This window comes from Pseudomonas sp. A2, assembly GCF_023100865.1.
In the GTDB taxonomy this organism is placed as follows: domain Bacteria; phylum Pseudomonadota; class Gammaproteobacteria; order Pseudomonadales; family Pseudomonadaceae; genus Aquipseudomonas; species Aquipseudomonas asiatica.
In genome coordinates, this window is record NZ_CP039127.1 from 4781036 (window position 1) to 4794557 (window position 13522).

Below are 13522 nucleotides of genomic sequence, written 5' to 3' on the forward strand. Positions count from 1 at the left end.
ACCCACACGAATTGCTTGATTCGATTTGTTAAAGAGCGTTTGGTTAAGAGCGTTTCGCCTCAACCGAGGCGCGCATTCTACGCTTTCCTCATTTGCTGTCAAGCGTTTATTTTGAAGTTTTTTACAACCGGTTTCTTTCGAAACCTTTCAACTTCAACAACTTACCGCTTGCCTCGAAGCGTTCAACGCTGCGAGGAGGCGAATAATACGCGCTTTGAGATCAGAGTCAACACCTTGATCTGAAAAAACTTTCTGCCAGCGTTTTACCTTCGTCGGCAACTAATGAAAGCGCCGCGAATCTGTAGAGAAACACCACCCAACGGAGCGTAGCGGCCATGAGCGATGCGCAAAGCGAGAAAACCCCAGGCCTGTCGGCGGACGAGGAGCAGGAAGTAAGCCTTAACCAACCGCCCCGCGCGGCAGTGCTTCACGAGATCATTCGTTACCAGGGCGACCAGGAACTGGAACGAACACTCGCCGCACTGTGGTGGTCGGCACTGGCCGCAGGCTTGTCCATGGGGCTGTCGCTTATGGCCATGGGGCTGTTCTACGCACGCCTGCCGGAGGGGGACAGTGCCCAGGTTATCGCCAGCATCGGCTATAGCGCAGGCTTCCTTGCAGTGATACTGGCGCGTCAGCAGTTGTTCACCGAAAACACCCTGACCGCCGTGTTGCCGGTAATGACTGCCCCCACCCTGGCCAACTTCGGGCGCCTGCTGCGCCTTTGGAGCGTGGTACTGCTTGGCAACCTCGCCGGCACCTTGCTGGTGGCCTGGGTAATGCTGGAGCTGCCGATCTTCGACAGCAAGACCGACGTGGCTTTCCTGGAGGTTGGCCGCAAGGTCATGAAGAACGATGTCAGCCAGATGTTCGCCAAAGGCATCGTATCGGGGTGGATGATCGCCACAATGGTCTGGATGATCCCGTCGATGGAACATGCCAAGATCTGGATCATCCTGATGATCACCTATCTGATGGCCCTGGGCGATTTCACCCATATAGTGGTCGGCTCGGTCGAGGTGTCATATCTGGTCTGGGCCGGCGATGAAACCTGGAGCAGTTTCTGGCTGGAGTTCGCCCTGCCGACACTGGCGGGCAACATCATCGGCGGCAGTTTCATCTTCGGATTGATCAGCCATGCACAGGTGCGCAGCGACAGCGGCAAACCGCCCTCGCGGCTACTGAAAGAGAACCGGCCACCCTCAGCGCGCCGCAACAACGGCAACGAATGAACTTCAGCGTGCCGCTACCACGCGCTCCTTCGGCTGGCCCCGCTGACGCAAGGGCCGTGGCTGCCACCAGTTCTGCCCGGCGTGCGGAGAGTCAAGGCTGACCCGCTCCCCCATCTGCGGGGTGCTCAGGCGCACCTGTGCATGGTTGGCCAGCGCCAGGATGCGTTCGAACGGTTCCTGCCAACCATGGATGGACAGGTCGAAAGTGCCGTTGTGAATCGGTAACAGCCAACGCCCGCGTAAATCCAGATGGGCCTGCAGGCTCTGCTCCGGCTGCATGTGCACATCGGGCCAGGCGACGTTGTAGGCCCCGGTCTCGATCAAGGTCAGGTCGAACGGCCCGAAACGCTCGCCAATCTGCTTGAACCCATCGAAGTAGCCGGTATCGCCACTGAAGAATACCCGCACATCCTCGTCGACGATCACCCACGACGCCCACAAGGTACGGTTGCTGTCCAGCAGCCCACGCCCGGAAAAGTGCTGAGCCGGGGTGGCGACAAAGCGTACGCCCTCGACCTCGCTTTCCTGCCACCAGTCCAGCTGCCGCACCTTCGCCGGTGCCACGCCCCAGGTAATCAGCAGGTTGCCTACGCCCAGCGGGGCCAGGAACACACTTGTTCGCGGTGCAAGTTGGCGAATCGCCTGTTCGTCCAGATGATCGAAGTGATCGTGGGACAGTACCACCGCAGCCAATGGCGGCAATTGGTCCAGTGCCAAGGGTGGCGCATGGAAACGCAGCGGGCCGGCCCACTGCACTGGCGAGGCGCGCTCGGCGAACACCGGGTCGGTAATAAAGAAGCGCCCACGCAGCTTGAGCAATACCGTGGAATGGCCCAGGCGCCACAGGCTGCGGTCGGGCGCATCGAGCACCTGCTGGCGGGTCATGGGCTGGAGGCTGACCGGTGTGGCCGGCCGGGTTTGCGGCGGTTTGCGCAGGAACAGGTACTTGAGCCCGATGCGCAACTTCTTCAATACGCCATCCTGTGGCAACGACGCCTGGTTGTGAAAACGCCCTTCCCGCTGTGGCGCCGGCTCGCCGGCGGAGTTGACCAAAGGGACCATCAGCAACACTCCGAGCAACAGGAAAGCCTTCATGCTACCCCACAGTGATCGGATCAACCATGAATTGGCTTGTAAGGTCATTTTTCGTCGATGAAACACTGTTCAACAATATTCATGCGAGTTATGCGATAAACGGTGCTTCAGCAGAAGAACGATGATCAAGATGGATAAACGCAGCGGCAAAGGACTTTCATTCGCCAAACGCATCTACCTGCCGCGGGTCATCGGCCTGGGAATCGGCCTGTTCAGTGTCATGGCCGCCATGGCGCCGCTGTCACCGCCCACTTGGGCATGGCTGCTGGTGCTGTTCAACGGCCTGTTGTGGCCACATGTGGCCTACCTGTGGGCAGCCCGTTCGGCCACGCCCTACCAGGCAGAACAGCGCAACCTGGTTCTGGACTCCCTGATGGGTGGGTTCTGGACCGCCGCCATGCATTTCAATCCATTGCCCAGTGTGACTGTGCTTTCGATGATGACCATGAACAACGTCGCCGCCGGCGGCAAACGCATGGTCGTTCGCGGGATGCTGGCCCAGTTGGGCGGCATGCTCGTCGCCATATTGTTGCTGGGCCCTGGCCTGCAACTGAACGCCACGCCCCTGCAGGTCTATGCCTGCCTGCCGATGCTGACGCTCTACCCACTGGCGCTGGGCTGGGTCTGCTACCAGCTGGCGATCAAACTGGCCGACCACAAGCGCCGACTGAGTACACTGAGCCTCACCGACAGCCTGACCGGCCTGCTCAACCACGGTGCCTGGAAAGACCTGCTGCTGAAGTTCCAGGCCTGCCAGCAGCAAAAGGGGCACGCGGTGATTGCCCTGATCGACATCGACCACTTCAAGACCATCAACGACACGTTCGGTCACGTTGTCGGCGACTGTGTGCTGCGCCAACTCGGCGCCGAGCTGCGGCACAACCTACGCGAAGGCGACCAGGCCGGGCGCTACGGCGGTGACGAATTCTGCGTGATCTTGCCGGATACCAGCGAAGCCGAAGCGTGCCTGGCCATGGAGCGCCTGCGCGAGCGGGTCGCCAGCTACCGCAACCCGCAGTTGCCGCACCTGCGCATCAGCCTGAGCATCGGCCTTTCGGCATTCGAGGCCGACCTGGAGTCACCCGAGCACTGGCTCGAGCAGGCGGACAAAGCGCTGTATACCGCCAAGCATGCCGGGCGCGACCAGATCAATTTTGCCCGCAGCGACGCTGCAACGCTCAGGCTGGCCTATCCTGATTGAACCTCCTTCCTGACTAACTGGCGGGAGGCTGTCTGAAGGAGCCGCTCGCGCATGGCCAGGACCGCCAACCTTCCAACCGCCAGCCCCACCCCGCGCTTCCAGGTGCGTCGCTTGATTGCCGGCTTCAGCGCAGTTTTCGGCCTGGCTTGCCTGGTCATCGTCGGCGCCCTGTTCAATATCGCGGGTACTCTTGACCATCAGGAGCGCCAGCGCAGCGCCTCGCAGGCATCCAAGGCGCTGGAGCAACGGTTGCTCGCATCGCGCCAATTCCTGTCCAGCTACGCCGTATGGGATGCTGCCTTCGAACACCTGGCGGGGCAGGCCGACTGGAAATGGGCCTACGAAGAAAAGAACGTGGGCGAGTCGCTGTACAGCGCCAGCGGCTATGAGGGAGTGTTCGTGGTGGAGGACGCACGCACCACCTACGCCTTGTTCAGAGGCCAGCCTACCCAGGCGGCGGCCAATACCTATATCGATGCAGCGCTGCAGCCAATCATCGACCAGGCCCGGGCAGCGGCCATCCCCCGTGAACAGATCACCCGTTTCGTCCTGTTCAACGGTTGGCCGGCCGTGCTCAGTGCTGCGGCGGTGCGCCCGGACCGGGATGTCACCGAGAGCGAGGTCAGCCAGGCGCCGGTAATGCTGTTTGTCGACCAGCTCACCGAGGACAAGCTGGCGCAACTGAGCAGCGGTGCCGGCCTGACCGGCATGCACGTGGAGAAAAATGATGTGGGCGAGCACGGCCACCTGCGCATCGACCTCGGCGATACCGGCTACCACCTGTCCTGGAGCAGCCCGCTGCCAGGGCACCAGTTGCTGCGTGCTGTGTTGCCCCCGCTGTCGGGAGCCTTGCTGATACTTGGCCTGGTCATGCTCTACCTGTTCCGTCATGCCTTGCGCAGTTCGCGCGCGATCGACCTCACGCTCGCCCATCTTCAGCAGAGCAACCAGGCCCTGGAGGCCAGCGAACAGCGTTTTCGCGCGGTGGCTGAGTCGGCATCCGACTGGATCTGGGAAACCGATCGGCAGCAACGCCTCACCTATCTGTCACAACGTTTTGTCAACGTTACCGGTTACCCTGTGGGCGACTGGCTCGGCCACCCGCTCAATCAGTTGCTGGCCTGCGATACCACGCCGCTCTCGCCGTGGCTGGATGCCCTGGCCGCGGCCGACCCGCAACAGCTGGCCAACCTGCGCTGCACCTACCGCGACCAGAATGGCCAGAACCGCTACTGCCGCATTTCGGCCCGCGCCATCTGGTACGACGACAAGCCCGTCGGTTTTCGTGGCACCGCCAGTGACATCACCGACGAAGTCGATGCCCATGCACGCATCCAGCACCTGTCGCTGCACGACCCGCTGACCGGCCTGGCCAACCGCAACAAGCTAGCCCGCCACCTGGAACAGGCGCTGTTACGTGGGAGCGACTCGCCACCACTGACCTTGCTGCTGCTGGACCTGGACAACTTCAAGCCGATCAACGACTCTCTCGGCCATGCCGCCGGTGACGCGGTGCTGCAGGAGGTAGCGAACCGCCTGCGCGACACTACCCGCGACGGCGACCTGGTCGCGCGTTTGGGCGGCGACGAGTTCCTCCTGGTGCTCAGCGGCATGGACAACCGCAGCGAGATCGACCGTTTCTGTGCGCGCCTGATCAGCCTGCTGCAGCAACCGATCGCCTTCGATAGCCAGACCCTCCATGTTGGCGCCAGCATCGGAGTCGCCCAGACCCGTACCCAGGGCTTCGATGCCGGCGAGCTGATCCGCTGCGCCGATATCGCCCTGTACCAGGCCAAGGCCGACGGCAAGAGCACCTGGCGCTATTTCGCTGCCGAAATGAACCAGCAGATCCAGTACCGCCGCCAACTGGAGAACGACATGCGGCGAGCCCTGCGCAACCAGGAATTCGAGCTGCACTACCAGCCGCGCTACCGCCTCAGCGACCTGCGCATCGTCGCAGTCGAGGCCTTGCTGCGCTGGCAGCATCCGCAGGAAGGGTTGCTGGGGCCGGACACCTTCATTCCCTTGGCCGAACAGAGTGACATCATTGTCGCGCTGGGCCGCTGGGTGTTGCGCGAAGCCTGCCGCACTGCCCATGACTGGCCCGCCGATGTTCTGGTCTCTGTGAACCTGTCACCTGCGCAGTTCCAGCGCAGCGATGTGGTGGCGGATGTACGCGAGATCCTGCTGGAAACCGCTTTCCCCGCACAGCGCCTGGAGCTGGAAATTACCGAGAACGTGATGCTCAATGACATCGAAGGCGCGCTGGGCACCATGCTGTCGCTCAAGGAGCTGGGCGTTCGCCTGAACATGGACGACTTCGGCACCGGCTACTCGTCGCTGGGCTACTTGCGCACCTACCCGTTCGACAGCATCAAGATCGACAAACGCTTCATCGGCGGGCTGAACAACACCGCTGGCAGCGACCGTGCGGTGGTCCAGGCCATCATCAACCTGGGTGAAGCGATGGGGCTGACGGTGACGGCCGAAGGAGTGGAAAGCGAGCAGCAGCTCAGGGCACTGCAGAAGGACCGTTGCCATGAAGTGCAAGGCTATTACCTGAGCAGGCCTCTGAACAGTGCGGGGCTCGAGGCGTTGTTGCAGCAGGCATCCCAGCGCTCGGCGCCCTACCTGTAGCGTAAGTTTGAAAGCTTGCGCAGCCCGCTCCCACTGGGATTTTCAGCACAGCTGCTGCAAGCTGCGCTCAGCCACGATTTCCGGCAGGTCGCGCCGGCGCAGGTAGGTGCGCAGCGGTTCACCGATGTTCAAACGGTCATCCACATGCTGCTCCAGCAACAGCGCCAGCCGTTCGCGGCAAAGAGCCATGCGCTGCCCTTGCTCGGGCCGCCAGACAAACTCGCTGCAGGGCGTGATGCTGGCATCGGCCACGTCCATGCCGAAAGAATCTTCGGAAAAACGCACGATATGCACGCCGCGCTTGCCATGAAAACCGACGAAGCCCTTGAGCTGGTCGGCAGCGTTGCAGATGTCCTGTGAAGTGATGGCCATGACGTAACCTCGCAATGAAATCGGAAGATACGCACGCCAGGCGGGAAAGGGTTGCCTCTGCCGGGCAACTCGTGACTGGCAGCCTAACGCAAGCCATCACACAGGCGCCACGGTTTTCATCGATCAGCAACCACCGTCAACCTGTGAATGCAGCACCTCGCCCAACCATTGCATGAAGGCCTGCACCCGGCGTGGCACGTGCCGTTGCCGGGCATAAAGCAGTGATACGGGCATGGCCGGCGCCTGCCAGCCTTCCAGTACCGAAACCAGCTCACCGCGCTGCAGGTGCTCGGCCACGCCCACCGCCGGCACCTGGATCAGCCCCAGCCCGGCCAGGCAGGCCGCCGAGTAGGCCTCGGCATTGTTCACTGTGACCACGCCGGCCATGGCCTGGAAATGCAGTTCACCGTCCTGCAGAAATTCGAAACCGGCACTACGCCCCCCCAGGGTGCGCACGTAATGCACCAAGTGATGCTCGGCCAGGTCCTGCAGCGTGCGCGGCACGCCGTAGCGTGCAAGGTAGGCAGGGCTGGCACAGTTGCGCATGCTTAGTTGGCCGACCGGGCGCGCCACCACATCCAGGTCATGCAGGGCACCAATGCGCATCACGCAATCGAAGCCTTCACGCAGCAGGTCGACCTGGCGGTCGGTACAACTGAGCTCCACCTCCAGGCGCGGGAAGCGCTGCAAAAACTGCGGCAACGCCGGGATGATGACCCGCCGGGCCATCATTGTCGGCAGATCGACGCGCAGGCGCCCGGCCAGCTCGGCATCGTCGGCGCGGAACAAGCCCTCGATTTCGTCCATGCCCGACAGCAGGTCCTTGCTGCGCTCGTACAGCAAGACGCCATCCTGGGTCGCCTGTACCCGGCGGGTGGTGCGGTTGAACAGCTGCGTACCCAGTAAACGCTCGAGCGCCCTGACCTGCTCCGACACAGTCGAACGGGGCAGCCCCAAGCTCTCTGCAGCCAGGGTGAAACTGCTGACCTCGCAGACCCGAACAAAGGTGCGCAACAACTCCAGCTTGTTCAATTCAGCCCTCGTCTATCCGGTTTTACCGAACAGTATTTCCATATTCGCTGGATTTAACAGCACCACACCGACCAATAACCTGTGCTCATCAGCCCACCATGAGGTTTTCACCATGACCCGCAAGATTGCCCTGATCACTGGCGCCAGCCGCGGCCTGGGCCGCAACACCGCAGAACACCTGGCCGCACGCGGCATCGATGTCATCGGCACTTACCACAGCAAGGCGGAGGAAGCCCATGCCGTCGCCGCCCGGCTGGAGCAGGCCGGGGTCAAGGCCATCATGCTGCAACTGGACGTCAGCGACAGCGCCAGCTTTGCCGGTTTCGCCGAATGCCTCGGCGCAACCCTGCAGCAACACTTCGGCCGCGAGCGCTTCGACTTTCTGGTGAACAATGCCGGGATCGGATTGAACGTGCCATACACCGAAACCAGCGAGGCACAGTTCGACCAGTTGCTGAACATCCAGCTGAAAGGTCCGTTCTTCCTTACCCAGCGCCTGCTGCCGTTGCTGGTCGACAATGGCCGCATCGTCAACATTTCCACCGGCCTGGCGCGCTTTGCGCTACCGGGGTATGCCGCCTATGCCGCGATGAAGGGGGCGATGGAGGTGCTGACCCGCTATCAGGCCAAGGAACTGGGAGCACGTGGGATTCGTGTGAACATTCTGGCGCCGGGGGCGATCGAGACCGATTTTGGCGGCGGCGTGGTACGGGATAACCGACAGGTTAATGAATACATTGCCGGCAACACGGCGCTGGGGCGGGTGGGCTTGCCGGATGATATCGGGGCAGCGATTGCGCTGTTGCTGGAAGATGGCAACGGCTGGATCAACGGGCAACGGCTGGAGGTTTCGGGCGGGATGTTCCTCTGAATTCTGTTTTTCTGGGGCCGCTTTGCGGCCCATCGCGACGCAAGGCCGCTCCTACAAGAATGCGCAATCGCACGGGGAATACGCGATCGCCTGTAGGAGCGGCCTTGTGTCGCGATGGGCTGCTCAGCAGCCCCTTTGGCCCTCACGGCCGACTCTGCTCCTCATGCACCTGCACACTGGCCGTCATTCCCGCACTCAGGGTCACCCCCTCCGGCACCTGGTCCAGGCGAATCCTCACCGGTATCCGCTGCGCCAGGCGTACCCAGTTGAAGGTCGGCTCAACCTCCGGCAGCAACTGGCTGTCCGGGTTGCTGTTGCGGTCGGTGATACCACGGCTGATGCTTTCCACATGCCCTTGCATCGGTTCGCCCGCGCCCATCAGCCAGACCTTCACCGCATCCCCCACACGAATGCGTGGCAGCTTGGTTTCCTCGAAATAGGCCTGGATATAGAAGGTTGAATCGTCCACCAGGGCCATCACCGCCTCCCCGGTATTCACATAGTTGCCCTCGGCCAGGCGCAGGTTGGTGATATGCCCGCTGCGCGGCGCCCGCACTTCACTGCGCGCCAGGTTGATTTTGGCGACCTGCAATTGTGCCTCGGCCTCATGCAGCTCACCGCGGGCGATGGCCGCATTGATCTGGGCGTTTTCCCGCAATTCGGCACTGATCGCCTCCGGCCCAAGAGCGGTACGCCGGGCCGCTTCACGTTCGCGCAGGCGCAGCTGCTGGCTGCGGGTTTCGGTCACCGCGCTGGCTTGGTCGAAAGCCGCCTGGAAGCGTTCGCGGTCGATGCTCATCAGCAGGTCGCCGGCCTTGACCTGCTGATTGTCACGGGCCTTCAGCTCGCGCACCCAGCCAGACACATCGGGGGCGATCACCACCACATCGGCGCGCACACGGGCATCGCGGGTCCAGGGGGTGAGCATGTAGTACTGCCACAGCTGATAGCCGGCGAAGACGGCAAGGGCAACCACACACAAGGTGACCAGGGTACGTACGGCCACACGCATCGAAACACTCCTTTATAAAGCTCCCAGCAGTCGCACTACCAGGAACAACACACAAACGAACAACGCCGCATCGAACAGCGCTTCATGCCAGATCCAGCGCCCCAACGGCGTGGCCTGCACCACCAGACGCAACACGCCGGTAAGCACCAGCGCCATCAACACATAAACCAGGAAAGGGCTGAACAGCACGCCGCCCAATTCCCACTCACGCAACCCCATGGGATTCCTCCTGCCAACGGCACCACTTGCCCCAGCTTTTTTGCAGTTGCAGCACCGCCCCTTCGGCCAACCGCAGCGGATCGCTGGAGGGTAGACGGCGCAAGGCGCCAATGAACTGTTCGCTTGCGGCATCCAGGCTCTGTCCACGCCCTGGCGCCGGCCCTTTGGCCAGCACTGCCTCCACCTGCTGCAGGTATTCACGCTCGGCCCGTCCCAACGGGGCCTGGGCGACCGCCAGGCACATGCGCAAATGCACCAGTTCGTCACCGATATCCAGGCCGTGCAGGCCGTCGTCCCAGCGCTTGCGTTCGCTCTCGGGCAGGTCGCCGGCATGCCGCGCCAGTTGCATCAGGCGGTCGGCCATACGCCCGCCAAACCAGCTGTCGGCCCCGCGCAGGTCGCGCCGGGTCAGGCGCACCAAGTCATTCTGGGTCGCCGCCCGCAGGCGCTGGCCCAGCCAGGCCGGGTGGCGAAACACCAACAAGCGGAAGGCCATCACCGCTGCCGACACACCCACCAGCATGGCCAAGGCACTGTTGAGCATGGTGGCCACGCCGAACTGCATGGCGTTGAGCGGCGACACCAGCACAATGAAATGCAGGCAATAAGAAGTAGCCGTGGCCCCGGTCCTCGGGTGAGCCATGCCCAGCGCACCAAGAAACAGCGGTACCCCCATACCCAGGCAGAGCATGGCGAAGCTGCTCCATTGCGGCAGCAGAATTTGCCCGACCAGAAACGCCGCCGGTACTGCCAGGAGGATGCCGCGCAAAAAACTCAGGCCGATCTGCGCGCCATTCTCGCGGCTGGCGAACAGGCTGCAGACCACACAGGTCAGCACCAGGCCACCCGGTGCCGAAGGCCAGGTGGTGGCCAGCCAGAAACCACTCATCACCAGAAACGCCAGCGCACTGCGTGAGCCGAACAGCAAGGCCAGCGACCAGTCGCGGTGCGCAGCCAGGCCCTGAGACACATCCTTGGGCGCCCTGCCCGCCTCCACATCCTCCAGCGCCTGGCTGGCAGCCATGGCGTAATCCAGCAGCAGTGCCATGCGTGCCAGGCAAAAGTGCTCCGCCGGGCTGATCTGATCATCGTGGGCAGCATCCCAGATGCGCTGGCGTAGAAGCAAAAGGCTCGGCTGATCGGGCTTGCCCAACAGTGCGCGCACCTCCTCCAGCCAGGGCGCCAGGCGTTCGGCCTCGCCCTCATCAAGTTGCCGCCACTGGCGGCGCACCGAACGGGAAATGCGCAGCAGCACCATCAGTTTCTGGCTCAGGCCGCGAATGGCACGAGCGCGCTGGCGCCCGCGGTTGCCTTCGAACCAGGCGTGTTCGCGTTGGCTGTCGATGGCAACAATACGCCCCAGGCTTTCCAGCAGGCCTTTGCGCGCCTCGTCTTCACCGCCCAGCATGGCACTGGCGGCCTGCAGGCCGTTCTGCCAGGCCTGACGTGCCTGCCCGCCCAGTTGCTGCTCTACCCGCATGGGCCAGAGCAAGGCGCTGCTGGCGGTGGCACAGAAGATACCCAGGCAGATCTCGGTACAGCGCGCCACGGCCTGGTCGAACACCTGCAGTGGGTGATCGATGGCCGGCAGGGCAATGATCGCCGCCGTGTAGCCTGCCAACACGAAGGCATAGGCCCAGGCGCTGCGCAACTGTGTGGAGGCGGCGGTACACAGGGCCAGCCACAGGGCCAAGGTGAGCAGGAACAGACCGGGGGTCTGGGCAAACAGACCGATGAACAGCACCGACATAAACGTGCCGACCAGGGTGCCGGCCAGCCGCGCCAGGCCCTTCTGCACCACCATGCCTGACAACGGCTGGGCGACGATGAAAGCGGTCATCAGGGCCCAGGACGGTTGCTCCAGGCCCCAGCGCATCGCCAGCCACAGGGCCAGGCCGCCACCGAGCAGGGTCTTGATGGCGAACTTGAGGGCGAGGCTGCTGGGAGCGAACAGGGCCTGGAAGGTGATGGGCACGAGACGGACCTTGAGGGGATGGTCTTGTAGAAAGATAGACAATGATGGGAAGGATAAAGCGGAAACGATTAATTAGCTAGCTAATCATCTTTACAGGAGGTGCAGATCGTCCTGTCCCGGCCCTTTCGCAGCACAAGGCTGCTGCTACAGATACTGTGTAGGAGCAGCCTTGTGCTGCGAAAGGGCCGGGACAGGCAACACAAAAATTGCAGGCAAAAAAATGGGCGACCGAAGTCGCCCTAAATGCCTTGCGTGCTCGTGTACCCGGAAGGTCAGCGCGGTTTGCGCTTGTTCGAGTCCTTCCAGATGAAAATGCCCAGACCGGCAAAGAAGACGACCATCAACCCGACCGTTACCACTCCGGCGATAACCACGTTGTCGAAGAACATGCTGGCCTCCCCATTCGTTTGCCGTTGTCCGATGGGTGCAAGTTAACCAATGTGAGGGCGGGGAAAATTGATCGGTGTCAATGGTGCCCGGGGCCGGGCACGCGAGGCGGGTGCAGGGTTGACCTGCGTCAAGTTTCAGCGCTTCTTCGGCTTGCCCTTGGGCTTCTTTTTCTTGGCACTGTTCAACGGCAGGGCCTGCTCGAACGCATTGCGCATTTCGTTCAGGCGCTTTTCCTTGAGGTCGTGGACGCGCTTGGCGCGTTCGGCATCGAAATCGATGAGGTTGTCTTGGCTCATGGGTGGGCTCGACGATCAACTGAGACTTGCATGATGAAGCCAGGCGCTGGCGCTGACCAGCCCCGCGTCAGACTTCGATGTCCACCAGCAGCCCCTGGCGTACATGCTCGCCCATCAACGGCGCCACCGGCACGGTATTGTCGGCGTTGACCTCGTCACCCGGCATTGCACTGTAGCGTTCGTCGTCGCCCTTCTGCCGACGTTGCTGCTGGCGGCGCTGCTCGTCGCGCAGCAGCAGCGCCTGCTCCTGCGGGTCACGCTGCTGCTTGAGGTCGATGGCACTTTCACCGGATGCAGGCTGGGTCGGCACCACCGGCTTGATGTCGGGTGTCGGCTTGACCGGGTCCTGTTGCGAGGTCACCGGGGCGGCACTGAGCGGAATGATCGGTGGCAGCATGGACGTTCTCCTATGCCCCCTGTATCGGCAGGCGCGGGTTTACCTTGATGGCATGCACAACACTTATTCGGCTTCGTCGTCAGGGTTATCGTCGCTAGGTGGGCTGGCCTCGCTCCAGGGCCGCTTGTACACCTGCTGCCAGACCGCGTCCATGTGCTCGCGCAGCACCTGCGGTGCGGCCTTTAGCGAGGCGCTGTCCTCGCGCTCACCGCCGATCGGCTCTTCACCTGCCGGGGTGATCAGCGACTGACCGGTGATGCTGTAGCTGGCCTGCCCTTCGCGCATCTCGATGGCGATGTCGTGGGGGTCGATGCCACCGCCACAGAATGCGTGGCTGGCAACCGTCACCTCGGCGACGCCGTCCTTGTTCAGGTCGCCGACATCGCTGACGTCGTTATAGAAGTCCACATCCAGGTCCAGGCCCGGGCAGGTGGTTTCCTGTTCGATCTGCCAGCGCGCCTTGAAAGCGTCGTTTTCGGCCTTGCGCCCGTACAGCGTGGCCTTGAGTACCACCTTGTCGACTTCCTGCTCGCTTTCCGGGTCGCTGGCCTGGCCATCGCTGCGGCTCAACACCAGCAGGCCTTCACCGTCGCGGTCACGAAAGTGCACGCTCTTGATCGGCGTCTGCACGCCCAGCACCTCGAGCTGTTCGATCGGGATGGCGGGCAAGGTCTCGAAGTTTTTCTGCTCGCAGGCGGCCAGCAGCAACAGGCTGCCCACGGCCATCGAAGCGCTGATCCAGCGGTGCTTGGCAGACATGTTGATCCGGAGCCCTCGTCGGCAGCACGGTGGG

At 62.6% G+C, this 13522-nt stretch carries 14 protein-coding genes; 4 read left to right on the forward strand and 10 right to left on the reverse strand.

Going from position 1 to position 13522, the window contains the following annotated elements; genetic code table 11:
• Positions 1 to 335 precede the first annotated feature (335 nt).
• Positions 336 to 1232, forward strand: coding sequence for a formate/nitrite transporter family protein (locus E5221_RS22195; RefSeq protein ID WP_061550325.1), 897 nt, complete (start codon positions 336 to 338; stop codon positions 1230 to 1232).
• A 3-nt stretch (positions 1233 to 1235) separates the two neighbouring features.
• Here E5221_RS22195 and E5221_RS22200 read toward each other — a convergent pair whose 3' ends face one another.
• Positions 1236 to 2327 carry an MBL fold metallo-hydrolase gene (locus E5221_RS22200; RefSeq protein WP_182329063.1) on the reverse strand — a complete coding sequence of 364 codons (1092 nt, stop codon included), beginning with the start codon at positions 2325 to 2327 and terminating at the stop codon, positions 1236 to 1238.
• A gap of 130 nt (positions 2328 to 2457) precedes the next feature.
• Between E5221_RS22200 and E5221_RS22205 the strand changes: the two genes are divergently transcribed.
• Together E5221_RS22205 and E5221_RS22210 are read left to right on the forward strand one after the other, a co-directional pair.
• Positions 2458 to 3528: a diguanylate cyclase gene (locus E5221_RS22205; RefSeq protein WP_247847759.1), complete on the forward strand. Its 1071-nt coding sequence runs from the start codon at positions 2458 to 2460 to the stop codon at positions 3526 to 3528.
• 51 nt (positions 3529 to 3579) lie between these two features.
• Positions 3580 to 6165: an EAL domain-containing protein gene (locus E5221_RS22210; protein WP_061550327.1), complete on the forward strand. Its 2586-nt coding sequence runs from the start codon at positions 3580 to 3582 to the stop codon at positions 6163 to 6165.
• Positions 6166 to 6207: 42 nt separating this feature from the next.
• On the opposite strand, the gene E5221_RS22215 is transcribed toward E5221_RS22210, so the two are convergent.
• Together E5221_RS22215 and E5221_RS22220 are read right to left on the reverse strand one after the other, a co-directional pair.
• Entirely contained in the window at positions 6208 to 6537 is a 330-nt protein-coding gene (locus tag E5221_RS22215) for a DUF2025 family protein (RefSeq protein WP_025340341.1), read from the reverse strand.
• Positions 6538 to 6660: 123 nt separating this feature from the next.
• Complete coding sequence (locus E5221_RS22220) at positions 6661 to 7569, reverse strand: LysR family transcriptional regulator (RefSeq protein ID WP_061550328.1); 909 nt, start codon at positions 7567 to 7569, stop codon at positions 6661 to 6663.
• Positions 7570 to 7681: 112 nt separating this feature from the next.
• Here E5221_RS22220 and E5221_RS22225 point away from each other — a divergent pair, with 112 nt between their 5' ends.
• The gene (locus E5221_RS22225; protein WP_013973908.1) at positions 7682 to 8440 is read left to right on the forward strand and encodes an SDR family oxidoreductase; all 759 of its coding nucleotides are present in this window, start codon (positions 7682 to 7684) and stop codon (positions 8438 to 8440) included.
• Between the two features lie 142 nt (positions 8441 to 8582).
• On the opposite strand, the gene E5221_RS22230 is transcribed toward E5221_RS22225, so the two are convergent.
• The 7 genes from E5221_RS22230 to E5221_RS22255 all read right to left on the reverse strand — a co-directional run bounded on the left by E5221_RS22230 (position 8583) and on the right by E5221_RS22255 (position 13488).
• Positions 8583 to 9452, reverse strand: a complete 870-nt coding sequence (locus E5221_RS22230) for an HlyD family secretion protein (protein WP_247846465.1) — start codon at positions 9450 to 9452, stop codon at positions 8583 to 8585.
• A 12-nt stretch (positions 9453 to 9464) separates the two neighbouring features.
• Positions 9465 to 9671: a DUF1656 domain-containing protein gene (locus tag E5221_RS22235; protein ID WP_013973910.1), complete on the reverse strand. Its 207-nt coding sequence runs from the start codon at positions 9669 to 9671 to the stop codon at positions 9465 to 9467.
• A complete protein-coding gene (locus E5221_RS22240; RefSeq protein ID WP_247846466.1) occupies positions 9658 to 11646 on the reverse strand; it encodes an FUSC family protein in 1989 nt (662 codons plus the stop codon). Before E5221_RS22240 ends, E5221_RS22235 begins: the two co-directional genes overlap by 14 nt.
• A gap of 272 nt (positions 11647 to 11918) precedes the next feature.
• Positions 11919 to 12035 (reverse strand): cytochrome c oxidase subunit CcoM, encoded by a 117-nt coding sequence (gene ccoM, locus E5221_RS28850; RefSeq protein ID WP_025340347.1) that lies wholly within the window; start codon positions 12033 to 12035, stop codon positions 11919 to 11921.
• A gap of 135 nt (positions 12036 to 12170) precedes the next feature.
• Positions 12171 to 12332, reverse strand: a complete 162-nt coding sequence (locus E5221_RS22245) for a hypothetical protein (RefSeq protein WP_003258944.1) — start codon at positions 12330 to 12332, stop codon at positions 12171 to 12173.
• Between the two features lie 67 nt (positions 12333 to 12399).
• Positions 12400 to 12729 carry a hypothetical protein gene (locus tag E5221_RS22250; protein ID WP_003258942.1) on the reverse strand — a complete coding sequence of 110 codons (330 nt, stop codon included), beginning with the start codon at positions 12727 to 12729 and terminating at the stop codon, positions 12400 to 12402.
• A gap of 63 nt (positions 12730 to 12792) precedes the next feature.
• Complete coding sequence (locus E5221_RS22255) at positions 12793 to 13488, reverse strand: hypothetical protein (RefSeq protein WP_247846468.1); 696 nt, start codon at positions 13486 to 13488, stop codon at positions 12793 to 12795.
• Positions 13489 to 13522: the final 34 nt, after the last annotated feature.

Coding starts and splice junctions, on each gene's coding strand:
- E5221_RS22195 (WP_061550325.1), top strand. CDS start 336: ATGAGCGATGCGCAAAGCGAGAAAACCCCAGGCCTGTCGGCGGACGAG.
- E5221_RS22210 (WP_061550327.1), top strand. CDS start 3,580: ATGGCCAGGACCGCCAACCTTCCAACCGCCAGCCCCACCCCGCGCTTC.
- E5221_RS22230 (WP_247846465.1), bottom strand. CDS start 9,452: ATGCGTGTGGCCGTACGTACCCTGGTCACCTTGTGTGTGGTTGCCCTT.
- E5221_RS22245 (WP_003258944.1), bottom strand. CDS start 12,332: ATGAGCCAAGACAACCTCATCGATTTCGATGCCGAACGCGCCAAGCGC.
- ccoM (WP_025340347.1), bottom strand. CDS start 12,035: ATGTTCTTCGACAACGTGGTTATCGCCGGAGTGGTAACGGTCGGGTTG.
- E5221_RS22255 (WP_247846468.1), bottom strand. CDS start 13,488: ATGTCTGCCAAGCACCGCTGGATCAGCGCTTCGATGGCCGTGGGCAGC.
- E5221_RS22225 (WP_013973908.1), top strand. CDS start 7,682: ATGACCCGCAAGATTGCCCTGATCACTGGCGCCAGCCGCGGCCTGGGC.
- E5221_RS22200 (WP_182329063.1), bottom strand. CDS start 2,327: ATGAAGGCTTTCCTGTTGCTCGGAGTGTTGCTGATGGTCCCTTTGGTC.
- E5221_RS22205 (WP_247847759.1), top strand. CDS start 2,458: ATGGATAAACGCAGCGGCAAAGGACTTTCATTCGCCAAACGCATCTAC.
- E5221_RS22215 (WP_025340341.1), bottom strand. CDS start 6,537: ATGGCCATCACTTCACAGGACATCTGCAACGCTGCCGACCAGCTCAAG.
- E5221_RS22235 (WP_013973910.1), bottom strand. CDS start 9,671: ATGGGGTTGCGTGAGTGGGAATTGGGCGGCGTGCTGTTCAGCCCTTTC.
- E5221_RS22250 (WP_003258942.1), bottom strand. CDS start 12,729: ATGCTGCCACCGATCATTCCGCTCAGTGCCGCCCCGGTGACCTCGCAA.